This window comes from Rhodococcus sp. C-2 (assembly GCF_027854095.1).
Classification (GTDB): domain Bacteria; phylum Actinomycetota; class Actinomycetes; order Mycobacteriales; family Mycobacteriaceae; genus Rhodococcus_F; species Rhodococcus_F qingshengii.
This window is the reverse complement of sequence record NZ_JAQGFI010000009.1, coordinates 157,400-173,507: the sequence shown is the minus strand read 5'-3', so window position 1 is coordinate 173,507 and position 16,108 is coordinate 157,400. Positions and strand designations below refer to the sequence as shown.

The 16,108-nt window shown below is 59.8% G+C and carries 17 protein-coding genes and 2 pseudogenes; 9 read left to right on the top strand and 10 right to left on the bottom strand.

The window, feature by feature from the left end:
- The first annotated feature begins 94 nt into the window (after positions 1-94).
- The 3 genes and pseudogenes from PCS43_RS20175 (at position 95) to PCS43_RS20165 (ending at position 1,283) form a co-directional block, all read left to right on the top strand.
- A pseudogene (locus PCS43_RS20175) lies at positions 95-435 on the top strand (cupin domain-containing protein).
- 331 nt (positions 436-766) lie between these two features.
- Positions 767-973, top strand: a pseudogene (locus tag PCS43_RS20170) (vitamin B12 dependent-methionine synthase activation domain-containing protein); the annotation flags it as partial.
- Positions 966-1,283, top strand: a complete 318-nt coding sequence (locus PCS43_RS20165) for an MGMT family protein (protein WP_064073787.1) — start codon at positions 966-968, stop codon at positions 1,281-1,283. The pseudogene PCS43_RS20170 and the gene PCS43_RS20165, both read left to right, overlap by 8 nt.
- Before the next feature lie 398 nt (positions 1,284-1,681).
- Here the strand turns inward: PCS43_RS20165 and PCS43_RS20160 are convergent, their stop codons facing one another.
- The 6 genes from PCS43_RS20160 to PCS43_RS20140 form a co-directional block, all read right to left on the bottom strand.
- Positions 1,682-2,014: a uracil-DNA glycosylase family protein gene (locus PCS43_RS20160; RefSeq protein WP_231915128.1), complete on the bottom strand. Its 333-nt coding sequence runs from the start codon at positions 2,012-2,014 to the stop codon at positions 1,682-1,684.
- Positions 2,015-2,025: 11 nt separating this feature from the next.
- A complete protein-coding gene (locus tag PCS43_RS33365) occupies positions 2,026-2,268 on the bottom strand; it encodes a uracil-DNA glycosylase family protein (protein ID WP_331712737.1) in 243 nt (80 codons plus the stop codon).
- Between the two features lie 139 nt (positions 2,269-2,407).
- Positions 2,408-3,070 (bottom strand): carbonic anhydrase, encoded by a 663-nt coding sequence (locus PCS43_RS20155; RefSeq protein WP_064073788.1) that lies wholly within the window; start codon positions 3,068-3,070, stop codon positions 2,408-2,410.
- 349 nt (positions 3,071-3,419) lie between these two features.
- Complete coding sequence (locus PCS43_RS20150) at positions 3,420-3,959, bottom strand: DUF488 domain-containing protein (RefSeq protein WP_054801246.1); 540 nt, start codon at positions 3,957-3,959, stop codon at positions 3,420-3,422.
- Between the two features lie 1,491 nt (positions 3,960-5,450).
- A complete protein-coding gene (locus PCS43_RS20145; RefSeq protein ID WP_021344386.1) occupies positions 5,451-5,786 on the bottom strand; it encodes a hypothetical protein in 336 nt (111 codons plus the stop codon).
- Between the two features lie 359 nt (positions 5,787-6,145).
- Positions 6,146-6,391 carry a hypothetical protein gene (locus PCS43_RS20140; RefSeq protein WP_021344385.1) on the bottom strand — a complete coding sequence of 82 codons (246 nt, stop codon included), beginning with the start codon at positions 6,389-6,391 and terminating at the stop codon, positions 6,146-6,148.
- A gap of 320 nt (positions 6,392-6,711) precedes the next feature.
- On the opposite strand from PCS43_RS20140, the gene PCS43_RS20135 reads away from it, so the two are divergent.
- Both PCS43_RS20135 and PCS43_RS20130 read left to right on the top strand, forming a co-directional pair.
- Positions 6,712-7,206 (top strand): LysR family transcriptional regulator, encoded by a 495-nt coding sequence (locus PCS43_RS20135; protein ID WP_021344384.1) that lies wholly within the window; start codon positions 6,712-6,714, stop codon positions 7,204-7,206.
- The gene (locus PCS43_RS20130; RefSeq protein WP_333779581.1) at positions 7,115-7,651 is read left to right on the top strand and encodes a LysR family transcriptional regulator substrate-binding protein; all 537 of its coding nucleotides are present in this window, start codon (positions 7,115-7,117) and stop codon (positions 7,649-7,651) included. Before PCS43_RS20135 ends, PCS43_RS20130 begins: the two co-directional genes overlap by 92 nt.
- A 467-nt stretch (positions 7,652-8,118) precedes the next feature.
- On the opposite strand, the gene PCS43_RS20125 is transcribed toward PCS43_RS20130, so the two are convergent.
- The 3 genes from PCS43_RS20125 to PCS43_RS20115 all read right to left on the bottom strand — a co-directional run bounded on the left by PCS43_RS20125 (position 8,119) and on the right by PCS43_RS20115 (position 10,472).
- Positions 8,119-9,051: a DoxX family protein gene (locus tag PCS43_RS20125; protein WP_003944048.1), complete on the bottom strand. Its 933-nt coding sequence runs from the start codon at positions 9,049-9,051 to the stop codon at positions 8,119-8,121.
- Positions 9,052-9,299: 248 nt separating this feature from the next.
- Positions 9,300-9,455: a DUF6131 family protein gene (locus PCS43_RS20120; protein WP_087503832.1), complete on the bottom strand. Its 156-nt coding sequence runs from the start codon at positions 9,453-9,455 to the stop codon at positions 9,300-9,302.
- Positions 9,456-10,274: 819 nt separating this feature from the next.
- Positions 10,275-10,472, bottom strand: coding sequence for a hypothetical protein (locus tag PCS43_RS20115; protein WP_156525054.1), 198 nt, complete (start codon positions 10,470-10,472; stop codon positions 10,275-10,277).
- A gap of 197 nt (positions 10,473-10,669) precedes the next feature.
- Here PCS43_RS20115 and PCS43_RS20110 point away from each other — a divergent pair, with 197 nt between their 5' ends.
- The 4 genes from PCS43_RS20110 (at position 10,670) to PCS43_RS20095 (ending at position 15,206) form a co-directional block, all read left to right on the top strand.
- Positions 10,670-11,572, top strand: coding sequence for an IclR family transcriptional regulator (locus PCS43_RS20110; RefSeq protein WP_064074831.1), 903 nt, complete (start codon positions 10,670-10,672; stop codon positions 11,570-11,572).
- 126 nt (positions 11,573-11,698) lie between these two features.
- Entirely contained in the window at positions 11,699-11,953 is a 255-nt protein-coding gene (locus PCS43_RS20105) for a hypothetical protein (RefSeq protein WP_064074832.1), read from the top strand.
- A gap of 561 nt (positions 11,954-12,514) precedes the next feature.
- The gene (locus PCS43_RS20100) at positions 12,515-12,742 is read left to right on the top strand and encodes a hypothetical protein (RefSeq protein ID WP_270923088.1); all 228 of its coding nucleotides are present in this window, start codon (positions 12,515-12,517) and stop codon (positions 12,740-12,742) included.
- 1,483 nt (positions 12,743-14,225) lie between these two features.
- A complete protein-coding gene (locus PCS43_RS20095) occupies positions 14,226-15,206 on the top strand; it encodes a GGDEF domain-containing protein (RefSeq protein WP_064074833.1) in 981 nt (326 codons plus the stop codon).
- On the opposite strand, the gene PCS43_RS20090 is transcribed toward PCS43_RS20095, so the two are convergent.
- Positions 15,203-15,961 (bottom strand): hypothetical protein, encoded by a 759-nt coding sequence (locus PCS43_RS20090; RefSeq protein WP_064074834.1) that lies wholly within the window; start codon positions 15,959-15,961, stop codon positions 15,203-15,205. The two genes, PCS43_RS20095 and PCS43_RS20090, sit on opposite strands and share 4 nt — an antisense overlap.
- Between the last annotated feature and the right edge of the window lie 147 nt (positions 15,962-16,108).

The following is a 16,108-nucleotide window of genomic DNA, read 5'->3' as shown; positions in this document are numbered from 1 at the left end:
CCCATGAACCAACCGAGGAACCTCCTCATGGCCGGACCAGTCGAGAACGAGTGAAATCCCTGGCCACCGTATAAACGCAAAGAAGGCGAACATCGTGGAAAAGATGTCATTGACAGCGCTCGCTCGCCAACTCGCCAACTCGCCGACAAGGCGGGAAGGTCGAAGAGTGGCCGTAGCGCTCGTACCGTGTACGGCGGCCATGAACACGTCCTGCGTCAAACCGTCATCGCGCTGGCAGAGGGGCAAAAACTCGACGAGCACGAGAACCCCGGGGAAGCGACCGTCTATGTCCTCACCGGCCGGATACGCCTGTGCGCAGCCGAAAACGCGTGGGAAGGATCATCCGGCGATCTGTTGATCGTCCCGAATGCTCGACATTCTCTCGAAGCACTGGAGTCCTCGTCCGTACTACTGACGGTCGCTAAAACAATCTAAAGTATCGGCCAGGTCTTCACGGCCACTGATACGACCGTCATTTCTTACTCTGCTTCGTCATCGACCATGTTCCGGTCGCGAGCTGTGCCCCGCATCACCCCCGTGCACGGTTCGCGGTACTTCTATGTGTCGATGGCAATCGTCCTGTTAGGTAAATGCATTGAACCGTTTCGAGACCAAAGATCCGATCGCCACTGATTCCTCGGAGTCCGCTGTCGGCGGCATGTCTGCCCCATTTAACTCTGCCCTGCTTGATGCGCTGAAATAGCGCGTTGTCATCGGCGACGGAGCGATGGGCACCATGTTGCAGGCCGCGGACCTCACTCTGGACGACTTCCTCGGCCTCGAGTACCGTGGCGTTCGTTGCTCGTTAGGATACGGCGCGTGCCCGGACCTCGAGGATCGTGCCAAGTTGGTGGTGTTGCTCGAACCCGAGCGAATCGGCGTCGAACTGTCCGAGGAACTGCAGCTACATCCCGAGCAGTCCACTGACTTTTTCGTCCTGCACCACCCGGAAGCAAAGTATTTCAATGCCTGAGTCGTCGACGGGAACACCAGACGAGGGACCCCCTTCGTTCGCGCGCCGCGTCCTCGACACAATCGACCGTATCCCCGCAGGTCGCGTAATGACCTACGGGCTGATCGCTGCCCACCTCGACGCACATCCTCGTCAAGTCGGCCGGGTCATGACCCACTGGGCAGACGAAACACATTGGCACCGCGTCGTCTACGCCGATGGCACTCCCGCCTCCTGTCACGGAAACAAAGCTGCCGTCCTACTGCGCAGCGAGGGGACGCCCATGCGCGACGGACGAGTCGACCTCGTACACGCGCTGTGGAATGAATGATCCACCTGAATTGATGGCGGGAACCGTCCTGCAGTCACATTTGACGAAATGTCATGTGCCGGTACGGGCCAGTCATCTTCACCCTGGTATTTGCTCCCGCGGCCATGTCTTAAGTCTGGTATGTCGGATGAGGAGTCTGGTATGTCGGATGAGGCACGGCCACCCCGCTGCGTGGCCTGGGCATGCTCTCAGATGGAATGGCAGTTCGCGACGCATCCAGGGGCGGCGTGTAAGGCGTTAGAGTGTGTAGCGCCGACGCGGCGTGTGAACGGGGAGAGCGCAGCGGCCGCGAGCCCCGTCCGGTACCGGTTCGATGAGGTGGACGGTCAACTGACAACGTCGAACACGTAGAGGTTCACGCTTCGCGCTGAACCTCTACGTGGAGGCAAAGAGATATTTCACAGCGCGAGCGAGCGAACTGCAGTCTGGACGATCGGCAACACGTCCTCCTCGAACCACAGGTTCTTGGCAAGCCACGGCTGGTTGCGCGGAGAAGGATGCGGAAGGGGGAGGTGCCCCAACGGCAAGTAATCCTTCGCTGCTTTGACGGTCTCGGTCAGCGTCGGCTTGCGCCGACCCCGTAGATAATGTGCCTGTGCATACTGACCGACCAACACCGTGAGTCGGACGTCGAGCAAATTATTGCTCAGTGTCCCATGCCAGTGGGATACGCACTCGGATTTCGGTGGTTTATCGTCCGACCTGGCTTTGCCTGGATAGCAAAAGCCCATCGACATGACGGCTACCTTGCCCGGGTGTAGAACTGTGGGGGCGTCAGACCGAGCCAAGTGCGCAGGCGGTCACCTGAAGGATCATCCCAGGGAACACCCGTCGTATGAACTTTGCGGCCCGGAGACTGGCCGATGACACGCAACCGAGCCGATGGGCCTGCTTGCAGTACGGGACGCGGTCCGCACGGCAGGTGGTCCGCGCAGAGCGGACACCCTCGGATGTCCCTGAGCAACTCAGCCAATGGTTCCGGCATGTTTCCCATCTCCGGAGTCGAGGCAAACATAGAAATGAGGTCGTTATCGGATGGGTTCGAAGTCGTCGTCTTACCGGAAAATCACCGAAATCCGGGTGGAAGGCTCGAAGCCGCGCAGGTAGGCCGGCTGACAGGTTCCTCAGTGAGCGGGCAGCGGGGCGTCGAGTCTCCCAGTAATTGGCGCGGTTTCTCCGATGTCTCCCACCGCGCCTCGAAGACGCATGTGCCCGTCGGACAACGTGTAGGTGACGCCGACGATCGCGCAGGCACCTCTGTCCACTTTCTCCGCGATGATGCGCGACCTCTGCATGATCAACGACCCTGTTTCCACCACATGACGACCTTCGAGTTCGTCGACCGTGGACAAGCCCTCGCGACGGCCCATCAGGATCGAGGGGGCGACGCGCTCGATCACACTACGAATGAAACCGTCGGGCACCGCGTTCTTGTCCAAGGCATCGAGAGTGGCTTTCACTGCGCCGCAACTGTCGTGGCCGAGGACGACGATGAGCGGCACGTCGAGCACCTCTATGGCGTATTCGATGGAACCGAGCACCGAATCGTCGAGCACGTGACCTGCGGTGCGGACGACGAACATGTCGCCGAGACCCTGGTCGAAGATGATCTCGGCGGCTACGCGCGAATCACCGCAACCGAACAGCACCGCTGTGGGGTGCTGCCCATCGACGAGTTTCGCGCGGTCGACGATTCCCTGGCTGGGGTGGATGGACGCGCCGTTGACGAATCGCTCGTTACCCTCGCGAAGAGACTTCCAAGCGGAAATGGGACTTGAACGTGGCATTCATCCATTGTGCACACGGCGTCTTCCGCATTGCTGACAGGGGTGTTGACCCACCTGTGGTCGGGTGGTCACGGCTCCGACGAAGCGTCGGCGAGCTTTGAAACCGGCTGTGCGGCAACGTAGTACCGTTCCAACCTCTCAGCGGTCTACAACGAACCTCCTGCGAACAAGGATCGCTGTGAAGCGAGGGACCGCGTGGTAGTGACTGCGCAAGGATTGTCGGATCGCGCGCGTGATCACCACGAACAAGGCGGTTGAGCAGTCGGGTTTCTGGGTCTGCGGAAACTCCTCGACTCACTTCGTCTCCACAAGACGCGTGTCACTACCGCGCCGGCTCAGCGCAGTGCGCTTAAGGCGACGTTTCCGGCGAGGCCGGGTAACTCACACGCGTCCCGTCAACGTGCGCGAACGAGGTGAGCGTATGCGGCGGTGCCGACTTCTTGGTCATGATGTCGAGCACGACGACACCGCGCACCACGAGCGCATCGCCGATCATCGAACGATGGCATCGCCACGGCACAGCTTCCGCGCACATGATCGCTGCATCGCTGTTGTGCCCTCGCTCCACGAGCAGGTCGATCGCATCGGCAAACTCTTCTGTCTGCATGTAGTCCGCGTACCCCTGGAACGACGCGTTCCGCCAGGCACCGTTGATGCTGTCCTTGCGTACATGACGCAAACCGCCCAATGCCGTCATACGGCGGTACGTGATCCTGCGCGCACGCACGCTCGCCGCCAAAGCAGCCTCACCGAACTGCGGATTGTGCCGGGACTTGGCGATGGTACGCACGTCGATCAACTTCCTGATCCCGTACGTCTCCAAGAGATCGACGAACTCGTCGATCGGGTGCGTCGAGTGCCCGACAGTGTAAATCGTGATATCTGACATGACGCCACGCTACGTCGCCTTCACCCCCCAGACGTCGTACCGAACCGAAGACCATGCGGTCGGCGGAGGGCAACGCCTGCCCGGCGACCGGCCACCTTCGGTGTCCCCCGAAATGAACTCCGCTTCGCTCCGTCTGGAAAGCCTTCTCTTTGTTTGCCTTCTGGTCTTCCGACTTTGACCGGCGGTGACCTGCGCGCATCACACTCGCATGCTCGCAGAAAAACTCTTTCGCTCACCCATTTGCACCCGGCCCCTCATGCCGGGGACATAGACCTCCGTAACCATATGACTTTTGACGTGCCTTCAGGGGTTATGCGAAAGTTCCGGCCGGACCGATCCCAATCATGTGAAGAGAGCGTGGAGTCTCACTACAACGCTGACTCCACGCTCTCGTGCTTGATACCTCAGAAGTAGTACGACTTGTTGGCGACGACATACGCCGTGTTCTGAACTACTTTGAAAGTGTTGCCGCTCTTGTTCCACCAGTATGCACACCACACGTTGGCCACAATTCGCGAATTCTGACCACTATTTGCACGCACGGGGGCCCAATTCTGATCTCTGTAGACATTCGTCGTTCCAGGGAAAGCTGACACTTGGACTGCCCGCACCCATCCGCCTGGCCCACAATGCTGATTTCCGTAATTTGGGTAGATTGTGACGAGCGGTCCGGCATTGGCGGGTGGGTTTACTGCAAGGCCTGTTCCTGCTGCAATTCCCACCGCCACCAGAATTGATCCGATCCGCTGGCGAGTCTGACAACTTTGTTTCATACGCTCCTCCGGTGATAGGTGAAAGAAGCGTAATTCACAAATTTGCACTTGTATGTACATCGAACAGTCTAATCACGCAAATATATGGTTCGTCGACCCATTGCGGCTGCTTCGGCAATGCCCGCACTATTGATCGGGCTAGCGGGCCACTTGCCGTGTTCTGGCCTGCGCTTCCTGAAAAGGCTGCATTGCGAGTCGAGGACCGCAGTAGAGAATAGACCTGGTGGTGAGTGGCCCGCCGAGAAGAGTGCCGGCTCCCTCGGCGGGCCGGGTGGGCTTCTGCGGCGAACTGCACGGTTCGAACACGCCAGAAGCCAGCCGAGACGACCGTAAGTCGACCGCCCTGCGACCAGAAAAACTGGTTCCCGATTCGCGTGAGCCGGACTACGGGTTGTGAAGTCACCCAGTCGCATTCGTCGGGCGTGAAGCCGAAGCGTCGTTACAGTTCAGATTCGAGATCGGCCGCATTTTTTGACACTGAAGCGATTTGTGCCAGTTCCACCTGGTGGTCGATTCGCCCATAGTGAAGAAGTGAGCCGGCCAACCGTTGTCTGGCCATCTGAAGGTCGGCTTCTGACCATGGCATCGAGACGCCACTTCAGTATCTATCGTCAGTAACCGTCATTCTTCCAATCGGTCCCGCGAACCGCAGATGGTTCTGGGTCTGGCCGTCACGGTGGTCTCGACTCAAGCTGTCATAAACATCAGAGAAACCCGCTCACTGAAACCCGAGCACTCCTCCTGCGCCCGGAATCGAGGAACTCGACGAAACAGGGGGATCCTTCGCCGCAACGCCGATCACCAAGGCGTTGCCTATCTGGTTCGCACCGATTTCGGCGCCCAGGTTTCTTCTGCGCTCGTTCGCGGAGCAGGTCTTCTCGTCAGGGGCCTTCGATGGCGCCCCTAGGCGAGACTCACCCGATTGCAGCACGAGGGACGGTTGCGGCGCCCGCACGATCGTCAGCACGGTGCCCGACGGTCCATGGCCGCTGCTCACATCCTCGTCGGCGCCCCGTAGCCGCGCCGAGCACAGCTCTAGGTGGTGCCGTTGCATCTCGTGACGCTCCCGGGGTGCGATCCAGTCTCCTCGATAGACGAGTTCTCCGCAGTGTCGGCACCGCGTGCAGAAGTGCCCTGTGGCCGGTGTGGGCGCGTTGATCTCCGAGATTCTGTTCCCCTCTCGTGTGGAAGGTGCACTGCCTCCCCGCGTAGGAGCCGGGGCGACGTCGCCGACATTACGCCGGGCTCCCCCGACAGCCACCGCAGGCTGCTGGTGGCTGCAGCGGACCCCTTTTGCACCGTTGATTTTCTGAACGAGGCGTATTGAACGTAGTTTGGATCTTCAGGAAAGGGTCGGTGCGCGAATTGTTCAGATACTCGCCCGCAATCAGCCCAGCGCGGTCTGGCCCAAACCTACGAAGAATGAAATGTGTATCGCCGGCTCATCGCATCGAGGGCGCGGATGTCTTCGTCGGAGAAGGTAGCGGCTTGCGCCCAGATTAACGCTTGCAGGTAGTCCTGATGGTGCTGGAGAAGTTCATCGTGGGAAAGCCCTGCATACATGCAATCATTCAGTCTCTCTTTCGCGCCGGCGACACTGGCAAATTGCGCCAGGTACGCCGCGAGAGCCGCGGCACGGCGGCGACGACTTGCAGGCATGAGTTTTCACCTCGGCTTCGGAGCGGACACGGCTACGAAGACTGCGGCAACCTCACGCGCATGTAACCATGCAACTCGTCGTGCCCACTACCTTCCTAGCAATATTTAAGCTATCGGCGCGACATGGACTTCCGTTACATTGGATACATATATGTAAGGACCACCACCAGTTTCGGATCCATCCGGCCCTGTGCAGATCGCGCTGCGCGAGAAGGGAAATATCTGCGTGGTTCGCGGCTTTTCATGGGCCTATCTTGATTTGGCACACACTATGCTGTCCAACAACTTACTTCGGTTAGATTGAGAAGTAATATCGCTGAATGGATTCTCGAAAGCTCGCCCACTTCGTGGCGGTCGCCGAACTCGGACACTTCACCCGCGCGGCCGAGATCCTCCATGTGTCACAGTCAGGGCTCAGTGCCTCGATTCGAGCACTGGAGAACGACCTCGGATGTGTGCTGTTCGAACGCACCACCCGTAGCGTCCTTTTGACAGCCGCCGGGCGTGTCCTGCATGAACACGCATCCAGTATTTTGCGAGAGATCACCGATGCACAGAATTCCTTGAAAGCTTTGTCCGACTGTGTCGCAGGGAGTTTCACCCTCGGTCTCGTGCAAACACTGACAGTGGTGGACGTGCCCGCGGTCCTCGCACAGTTCCATCGACGATATCCGCGTGTGGAGGTCACCCTCACCGAAGCGCCTTCGTCGGACCTACTCACAGGTGTGGGAAACGGTCAGCTCGATCTTGCGTACGTGGCATTGGGTTCCAAGGCGCTGCCCCCGGAGTTCGTTTGCGTTGAGAAGTTACGCTGAACGACCCGTTCTCGTGGCGGGTGACGACCACCCTCTGGCGTCGAGGAGTGCGGTCGAAATCATGGAATTGCACGAGTATTCGTTTGTCGACTTCAAGGCAGGCCTGGGATTGGAAACTGTTGTCTCGGAACTTTTTTTCGCCGCCGGGATCAATCGTAATGTCGCCTTTCGTACCAGCGAGATGGATCTCGCCCTCGCTCTCGTCAGTCACGGACTCGGAGTGGCGATAGTTCCCGAGCCCGTCGCACACCGAAGTGGCATGCACCAGCTTTCCTTGCTGCCCGGCAAACCCAGCAGAGAACTCGCGTTGATCAGTAGGACCGCATGCCCCACCAACCCTGCAGCACGCGCATTTCTCCAACTCACAGCCGACCCCATCTGCCCCACCGAAGGAATGCCGCCAGCCGCCAGGGACGGCGCATCGCAGCTTGAAACCTTTATCTAAGCCCGACCATCGTCGGCGGTGCCCTAAAGGCAACAGCGCTGAAGTAGCAGTCCGGATCGAGTGTCAGGAGCCTGCCGGTGACGTTTGTCAGCGATGCCCCGTTTCCCTGGATCCACGACAGCACTCCCACTACTTGCGTTCCAGCTAACTATGCGTCGAGCCGGCGCAGCCGTGAGTCGTTGTTCAGTGTGGATTCCGTGATCATCCGTCAATTTCGCGAGCCAGGTCCCCATATGACCTGCCTCTACCTTCGTGTTCGTTGGCGCACCCCCGAGTCGCGCTCTCAAACAAAGCCTCGCGCGAGCGCAGCCAGTGGGTGCCCCCGCTGTGTCATCCGCTCGGAGCACTTATCTCTGGGAGTGCATGTCCATCGTGTTTTCGTCGGCTACGAAATCTAGCCAGAAAACGCTAGCCAACAAACTCGTAGTAACGTCACTGAACGATTGTGACCGTGTTTTTCGGTGCACTCAGTGCGTCAATTCGTCCTTCTTGGCGCGAGCCTTTTCGAGCGCCTTCTCGGCGCGCTTTCGGGCACGCTTACCCAGCACCTCGGTCTGCTCCGACGCCGTTTCGGCCCACTCGTTGCTCTTTTCGAGCGCGAGTTCGGCGAACTCCGAGCTGCGCTTGCTCGCCAGCTCTGCCAGTTCGGCGCTGCGCTCACGTGCGGTCTCGGCCAGTTCGGAGCCGCGCTTCTGCGCGACTTCGAGGATGTCCGGGCCGCGTTCTTTGGCGACCTCTCCGAATTCAGCGGCACGCTTGCTCGCGATCTCCGCGAACTCGGAGCTGCGCTCCTTCGCAAGTTCGAGCCAATCCGTACCGTGTGCCTTCGCGGTTTCGGCAAGTTCGGAACCGCGTTCGGACGCCACCGACAGAGCATGCTCGACGCGATCGCTCGTGTGATCGGTCTGCGATGCGACCAACGGAAGTGCTGCGGCGATAGACGCCTGGGCTTTCTTCGCGGCGCGACGGCCGCGCCAGCCGAGCGACGGCTTGCCCTCGGTGTCGACGGAGGCGATCATCAGTCCGCCGAGCAAACTGACGTTCTTGATGAAGTTTGTGCGCTGCATCGCTCGCAGTGACGGATCGGTTTCGTTCCAGAAGTCGTGACCGGCAAGCGTGGTCGGTACCAGGCTCCCCGCGAGCACCAACGACGCGAGCCGCGGCGCCTTGCCGGTGGCCAGCAGGGCACCGCCGCCGATCTGGACGGCGGCGTTGATCTTGACGAGTGTTTCCGGATCAGCAGGCACCTTCTGCGTCACTGCTCCTGGCAGCGTCTCGACGGATTTGTCGATCAGCGGTGACGCTTTGGCTGCTCGCTGAGCAGGGTTGCGCAAAGCATCGATTCCCCCGGCGATGAAGATCGTGGAAAGCAGTGGACGAGCAATTCGACGTACCAGCATGTTTCAAGCCTTCCAGAGTGAATGCGACATTCGGAGATAAACACTCTCCGCGGGGCCTCCCGGCAGGTTGCCCAGCTGCACTGAACTCTGTCGACAGGCACCCTCAAACGTGGAGGTGGGATGTGCCCAGTACCTCTCTTACAGGAGGAGGCGATCCCGGTAGTGGTGCATCATCATGGGTCGAGCAAATTAGGTGCCCGCGCAAGCCAGATGTCCCAGGCGAGGGTTAGGCCGAGATATATAGGGTGTTAATACCAAACTTTTCGACCGCCCACAGCGCGACCCATAGTGCCCAGAAGTGTCAGGATTGCGCCGACCACCACCAAGATGATGCCGACTGTCGTCAAAATACTGATTGCGGTGAAGTAACCGATCAGGGCCAGAATGATGCCGAGGACAATCACAGTGATTCCTATTCTCTCGCTAGGTTCTCGCTCTGCGCACCGGCCAGCCACCAGATCCGGCGGTGCGAGAAGCTCAATAGATCACAGAATCTATACCATCAGACATAGATTATAGGCAAAATTGAAACCAGATGTAGTGAGGTGGCGTTAAGCGCCGACCTGGCCCGGCCAGGAGGCCGGTCGGTGCCTGGCGAACATTGAGGAAGGACGTAGTCAAGGGCCCACCGACACTGAGCACGAGCAGAGTCTCGGTGGGCGGGCACGCGCCCGCCGTGTCGGCGACGAGCGCGAAGTTCGGGCGGTCCACCGACATCAGGTGTGAACATCGGTCGGTGGACCGTGCGTGTCAGAACCGGCGACAACTCCGACACGCAGATCGAAGACCCGCCGGGACGGAGTGGGGGACTCAACCGGCGGGTCAACATCCTCCATGCCCTGGTGCCTTGTTCTCCAAACATGAACAGCCCGCCGTATTTGTCGAGCAGGCACAACGAGGCCCAGCAGAAACCGATCAAGGCGACGGGCAGCACTCCCTGATGCTGGCCTTGTCGTCCAGAGTCGCCTGCTGCACCAGATGAGCGTCATTCTGCCGTGCGTCAGTACAAGTACATTGCCGCGTTCCTGACAAGTAACGGAGAAGGGTAGTGTTCGGCCCTCGTTCCAGGCTGGCGCGGGTGGGTGGGGGACCGAGAATGTTCATCTCGATCACGCCGGCGGTGCGAAGCCTCACGCCCGTAACTCGATGCCATTCTGCAGCGGTTGCGACGCGGATAGACGTTGGTGATCACTCCCCGCGAAGTGGCGAGATCGTGGTATCGGTCAACGGCTGATGTTGATACCGACCGGCTGTTCGATAACGCCCCTGCATCCGCTGCGGCAATCAACGAAACTTTCCCGGCGGTCGGTCAGTTTAGGCGGTGAACCGGCGTAGAACTCGAGCACGGTAATAAACAGTGGACATCTACATTGAAGGCAGTCGCGTCCGAGTTCGGTGCCGACGACGGGCACAGTGCTCACGAAATCGACCATAGGCCAATTCTTCGAACGCGCATTCCTACTGGCAGGCAACGCATCCCGCGCACCGATGACACCGGTAAGTCTGTGACGCGATGTATGTGTCTGCTGCGCTTACCGTCGCATTCTGCAAGCGAGCCACCGACTGGGTGGGGACACAGGAGATAGAATGAATTCTAGTAAATTTCGGAAGGGGCTCCATGGGCATCGCTGACCAGAATGGCACAACGCCAAGCGTCTCGACAGAGATGAAGTCGGGCAAGGACCTGCCGCCCTCGATGATCGAGCGACTGACGTTGATTCTCGACGCCTTTGACGGCCGAGGAGCTCGGATCACGCTCGAACAGGTTGCATGCCGTACTCGATTACCTCGCTCCACTGTCCACCGCATTCTCGATCAACTCATCACCTTCGGATGGGTCGAGCACGCCTCCTTCGGATACTGCCTCGGTCGCCGCGCTCTCCGGGGCGGTGACGGCGAGGGGCGAAGCTCGCTTCGTGAAGCGGCCGCACCGTTTCTGCACGAATTGCACCAGCAGACCGGTATGGTCGTGCATCTGACCGTCCTCGACGGCCCCGACGTCGTCTATCTCGACAAAGTCGGCGGACGTTTCGCCGCTGCAATCCCGTCGCGTGTGGGCGGGCATGCCCCCGCCCACTGCACCGCCGGCGGAAAAGCGATCCTGGCGTGGATCGCCCCCGAACGCGTCGACGCTCTTTTCGGCTCAGTCCTTTCTCGCAGTACGGAAAACACCATCACAGACATCAATGTTTTGCACCAGGAACTGAGTCGCATCCGCCAGCGCCGCGGTGTGGCCTTCGAGCGAGAAGAGTCAGCTCATGGTGTGGCCTGCGTCGCTGCTGCGGTTCGCGGATACGAAGAACCCGTCGGCAGCATCGCCCTGTGCGGCAACAACAAATCTGTTCAGCTCGAACGCCTCGCCCCCTTGGTCGTCCACGCGGTCCGTGAAATTTCTCGATCGTTGTACCCCGAATCGGACCATTCCGGTCGACCACGAAAGGCGCCTTCCGTTCCTGCGGATACATTCTCTGCGGAGATGATGGATCGCCTCCTGGCGGCATCACCGGAAGACTGGATCTAACGTATCTCGACCGATCGAGTCCGCGGTGCCAGTACCTGGACGGTATTCCCGAGAACTCGCTGACGCATCCTTAACTCCTCGACCACGCTGGATGCTTTCGCTTGTTTGCATTCTCCAGGGATCGCCGTGGATATCAACCATGTCATTTTGAACACTTTGGGCTGCAAGCAGATACATTTTTCGTTGAATGCGCCATTGTGTGAGAATGCGGATTCCGTTGGCGTCCTGGGCGAGGATGTGGGCGAAGTGGCGGTTGGATTTTTCGAGTCCGTCGGAGAGGTTCGCGCCACCCAAGAATGCTGCGGCGGCGTCGAGATGCCGCGCAATGCGCAGGAGCAGGCCGAGGGGCGGGAACGAGGAAGACGTGGGCGTCTGCGGTGATAATGTCGAGGGTCGACAGCAGCGACAGACCGGCTACAGTTTCGTTGTCGTCCTGGTTGATGTGGGCGACTTTCAATGCTTCGGCCAGGGCTGCCGCTGGAAATTTCTGTGCCGAGCCTGCGACAATGTGTCAGTTTTGTCGGCACGCAGCGAACTATTGGCGGTAATGGGGTTGTGCTGCAATGTGTCCCTATTTTCACCATTGCTTAACAGGGGCGCACGGGAGACGGAAGCAGAAAACGGCAGGGTTAACCGCGATAGCGGCGAGGGAACCGCTGCATGCGCGCGAAGGATACGAGCTGCTGAGTCCGAGCGCTCCTCTTACCGGCGGCGACATGTGACCATCGTTCTGAAATCGATACTGTAGGTTTGCGACGTGAGGATCGTATGTTCGCTGATCGGTTGAATATGTTGTTCGAGAATTCGCCGCGATTCGGTCGTCCGGTCACGCAAGCTATGGTGGCGGACGGTCTCGCCGCGAGTGGCTCTCGCCTCTCCCGCCCTTATCTGTCTCAGTTACGTCGAAGTATGCGGACGAACCCTTCTCCGGATGTGGTCGCTGTGCTTGCAAATTTCTTCGGCGTCGATGACAAGTATTTTTATCTGCCGGTCGACAGTGAGGGGGCGGAACCGTCGGTTGTCATCGACTGTCTCGAACAGGGGTCGTTGCGGCAACTCTTGGCTGCAGTGGCCGGCCTTTCCGAGTCGTCCACAGGGCTGGTCGTCGACATGGCGGAACATTTGCGCCGCGCAGAGAAACTTCCAGAGATCACTGCGGGCGCTGATTGACCGAAACGTACTGCTATAGACGGGTTGCCCGACGCTGAAGGGTGGACGGTCTGAAGTGGGTAGGGACGAGTATCTGCTCCTGACTGGGGAACATGTTTTCGGAGACCGCAGAGGCCGCTCTCCAGGATGCGTTCGGCTATGCCGCGCTCGATCGTCGGAGAAGACACGGCGTGTTTGCAGTGCGATCGCTCACTGCCCGCAGTAGGGTCGGACGCCGCCAGATTCTCGACCCAACCCCGAGAGTGTGGCGCCGGGGGCGGGTCACAGCATTTCTCTGCCTACCGCCCCTACTTGAGGCCCGTTCCCCTTTGCCGGCTCGGGGCGTCCGGCTCGCCGGCAAGCTTCACTCCCTTATCGGCGAGCTCGAGTAGCACCTTGAGGCGGCTGAGCTAGTTCGCTCAGTATGTGACAGAGGTGAACGAGCAGCCGGTACGGAGGCTCTCGTCAGAACCTCGGTTCCGGCTTGCCTGCCGGGCAGGCAAAAACCTCGCCTTGCAGGCGATGTAGAGCCCCAAGGAAATGGGCTGGCAGTGAGGCTACGAGTGACCAGAGCGACGAATACGCCCATCGGATCGACATTCCAGTTGGCGTTCGCCCGTTAGGGGGTAGACGTTCGCGCGAGCCTTCACCAGTTGACATCGGGATGGGGAAGTCGCGGAGTTCGGTGACGAGGGCGTCGAGGCGTAGACCTCAGCGAGGTAGGTGAGAGCGCTACCTAGGGTTATCCAGAACTTTCCTACTCAGTGTGTAGAAGGCATCCCGAGGGTCCGCCCAGCTTTCGGTCCCTGACCTAGCGAGTGCGCAGCCGGGAATATCCCGATCTACGGAGGTGCGGGGCGCAGCGATGAAACCGGCGGCGAGAAGGAGGAGGGGGTGGTTAGTTGAGTGGCCGAATGTGGGAGAGGGCAGCTGGGTTCCGTTTACAGGTTCTAGGTGTTGGTGCCAGCAATCGAAAGCTAAAAACCTATTCTTCTTTGCCTGGCGTCGCTGTCGACGTGGCGGGACCGAGACGTCGGCAGCGAATGTAATCCAGGGGCGCCGAGATGGAGCGATTCTGCGAAGGCGCCTCGTCCGATAATGGATCGGACACTCACCGAAGTGGTCGAGCGCGAATGGTCCGCGTCTAGTGAGACCGAGGTAACGAAGTATGTGCTGAATAGGGAAATTCGAAGTGTAACGGAAATGTGAGACGAAACGATAAGCTTTTTCCTGCTGATTTGCCCGAAATCGCTCCGATTAGCGCCAGCGCTGGAAATTGTCTACCCGGCAGTACGGAACATACTTTACGGTTTTTTCCGCTATCGTGGGCGGAGTGAGGCCAGACGGGCTGTATGCGAGATATGCGAGTTTTCGTGAGAGAACGGATGCTCGGTCATTGGCTGTGCTCTTGAGCACGGGCGGGGCCGTCCCACTGCCGGCGATCGCATTGTTGTCGCCTGCTTTCATTCGACCGGGGACAGGCCCGTGTTTTGCCGCTATCTGGGTGAGTACGTTGGGAATCTTTCTTCTGACACTGACCGTAGGTCGTTTGTCGGACCGAATGTTTTCCATCGTGGGTTTGATCGGGATGGTCGGCATCGCTGCATCCGCTTATCTGGTCACAGATCCGCTGGCAGCCCGGGGAATCGTCACTCTGCTCTCAGCGATACCGGCTATCGCGGCGATGGCGTCGAGTAGACGGGTCATCGTCGGGCACACGATCGTCGCGATAGCACTCGCCTGTGCGGTAGCGGTCACCGTGGCTCACGGGTTTGCTGCTGCTCTGGTCAGCTGCACTGTATCTGTGACGGTAATTTGGTTGCCGGTGTTCATGATCGGAGCCTTGCGTCGCTCGCTCGTGTTCACTCAAGCGCGGTACCGGGAGCTGGCCCACACCGATCCGTTGACGAGTCTGCCCAATCGTCGAGGGTTTCTCGATCGTATCGAGCGGTATCACCGCAGCTATCCCGCCAGCACGGGGCAGATGGGTTTTCTGATGATCGATGTCGATCATTTCAAGCAGATCAATGATCTGTTCGGTCACAGCGCGGGGGACCAGACGCTTCGCAGCGTTGTTGCGGCCATCGCGCGAGCGGTGGGCTCGGGAGTGCTGGTCGCCAGGTCCGGCGGCGAAGAATTTGTCGCTTTCTTCGCCGCCTCGGACTTGAATGGAGTCGAGGCTCTCGCCGAACGGATCCGAGCGTCGGTAGCCGAGTCGTGCGACGTGACGGTTAGTATCGGGGCGATTTACTGTGAACTCGACGATCACCCTGCTTCGCCGGAGATGTCGTTGGGGGAGTTGACGGATGTCTTGACCCACCGTGTGGATGCCCTCATGTACGCCGCCAAGGCAGGGGGACGCAATACGGTTCGGTGTCAACAGCTTCCGAGGATGAGGGTGAACTTGGTGCATGGGCAACCCAGCGATGTCAGCCGGCCCGCGTTGTTCGAGATCGGGACATCAGCGGTCGACCCCGTTCACTAGCGAAGCCCCTGCGCCGCTGCGAGATACGTGTCGACTGCTCGTTGATTGTGTTTCACCGTGCTCGGGCTCAGTGTTTGGTGCTCGGCCCGCATGAGTGGCCACAGGGCAGGATCTGCGTCCGCGCGCAATGATCGACGATCCCACCACATCATGCGCGTGCGATAACGCCCGTCGGGATACGCGGCCGCCGGTATCTGTGTATCGACCCGGCCCCCGGATGATTCCCACCTACTTAGTACGTGGTCAGCGGCCGTTGCCATCACGAAGCGAGATTGCAGACGCTCCATCGTCGGCAGTGCCACTCTCGCCAGCGCAGCAGACAATTTCCCGGCATGCGGGGACTTCGGAGACACCCACGCCGACTTCATCTCCACCACCCCGTCGGGGATTCGGGTAGCGATCGCCTCACGTACAGCGTCGAGACCCCTGTTGCCCGCCCATTCGACCACAGCATGTGATTGAGAAGCGCAGACGTAGGGTCCCTGCGCGCGTACCCCGCCCACGACCGCCCCGTCGTCGACGAGGGCGTAGAACAAGGAAGTCGAAATGCCGTCTCTCACCGCCGGTACATCCAAGGCCGCTTGTGCTCCGTACCTCTCGTAGGCTTCCCACGCGCCGCACAAATATTCTTCCCAGAGATTTTCATCCGCTGCAGGATTGGAGAGAACCAACCGGACACCATCGGTGTCGGGCACCTCGACAGCTGCGTAATTCGCATCGAAGCTGCCGAGCGTGTATTCGGTGATCGCCGTCATCACATTCCCCTTCTAGAAAATCCGGATCGGCCAGCTGCAGCCGGAACTTCGCGAGTACCGCCCAGTCGGGCACTCGCCCGCTGATTGTCCGCCGACGCCTCGGCTAGGGCTTCCCGACACACACATCTGCCCCACCGCGCACCCTGG

Bases quoted from the DNA above. Each gene is read 5' to 3' on its own strand.
- PCS43_RS20110 (WP_064074831.1), top strand. From the start codon at position 10,670: ATGGGCATCGCTGACCAGAATGGCACAACGCCAAGCGTCTCGACAGAG.
- PCS43_RS20140 (WP_021344385.1), bottom strand. From the start codon at position 6,391: ATGCCTGCAAGTCGTCGCCGCCGTGCCGCGGCTCTCGCGGCGTACCTG.
- PCS43_RS20090 (WP_064074834.1), bottom strand. From the start codon at position 15,961: ATGACGGCGATCACCGAATACACGCTCGGCAGCTTCGATGCGAATTAC.
- PCS43_RS20150 (WP_054801246.1), bottom strand. From the start codon at position 3,959: ATGTCAGATATCACGATTTACACTGTCGGGCACTCGACGCACCCGATC.
- PCS43_RS20155 (WP_064073788.1), bottom strand. From the start codon at position 3,070: ATGCCACGTTCAAGTCCCATTTCCGCTTGGAAGTCTCTTCGCGAGGGT.
- PCS43_RS20160 (WP_231915128.1), bottom strand. From the start codon at position 2,014: ATGGGCTTTTGCTATCCAGGCAAAGCCAGGTCGGACGATAAACCACCG.
- PCS43_RS20165 (WP_064073787.1), top strand. From the start codon at position 966: ATGCCTGAGTCGTCGACGGGAACACCAGACGAGGGACCCCCTTCGTTC.
- PCS43_RS20145 (WP_021344386.1), bottom strand. From the start codon at position 5,786: ATGCAACGGCACCACCTAGAGCTGTGCTCGGCGCGGCTACGGGGCGCC.
- PCS43_RS20125 (WP_003944048.1), bottom strand. From the start codon at position 9,051: ATGCTGGTACGTCGAATTGCTCGTCCACTGCTTTCCACGATCTTCATC.
- PCS43_RS33365 (WP_331712737.1), bottom strand. From the start codon at position 2,268: ATGCCGGAACCATTGGCTGAGTTGCTCAGGGACATCCGAGGGTGTCCG.
- PCS43_RS20135 (WP_021344384.1), top strand. From the start codon at position 6,712: ATGGATTCTCGAAAGCTCGCCCACTTCGTGGCGGTCGCCGAACTCGGA.